This is a genomic window from Neisseria sp. P0022.S009 (assembly GCF_051956675.1).
In the GTDB taxonomy this organism is placed as follows: domain Bacteria; phylum Pseudomonadota; class Gammaproteobacteria; order Burkholderiales; family Neisseriaceae; genus Neisseria.
The window spans coordinates 1-439 of the sequence record NZ_JBQCXE010000078.1 but is presented as its reverse complement, the minus strand read 5'-3'; the positions used below and the strand labels follow the sequence as shown (position 1 = coordinate 439).

1 protein-coding gene is annotated in these 439 nt (G+C 54.4%); it reads right to left on the bottom strand.

What is annotated here, in order from left to right:
- Positions 1-439 (bottom strand): MFS transporter (locus ACTHUG_RS11515; RefSeq protein WP_440422305.1); only part of this gene is annotated, 439 nt, incomplete at both ends.

Below are 439 nucleotides of genomic sequence, written 5' to 3'. Positions count from 1 at the left end.
CAGATAGCCCATCGCGGCGCGCGTTCTCAAAACACGTTTAAACCTGCCTGCCACCACGCCGAACACGTCCATGCTGATTTTGCCTTTTTGGTGCGGCTTGGGCAGGAAATACCACATCAAACCCCAAAGCAGCAGCGAATAGCAGGCCAGAAAGCCGAAAATCATGCGCCAGCCGCCCAAATTCTGCAAGCCTGCACCAATCATCGGCGCCATCAATGGCACAATCATCAGAATGATGCCGATTAAGGCAAACATCTGCGCGGCTTTGCGTCCGGAATAATAATCGCGCACCATCGCGCCGGAAATCACCACGGTCATCCCCGCGCCAAACGCCTGCAAGGCACGCAAGTTCAACAGCTGCTCGACATTATTCACCATCGTCAAACCAATAACGGCGGCAAAGTAAATGCTCAAGCCCACCAAGGCGACAGGTTTGCGG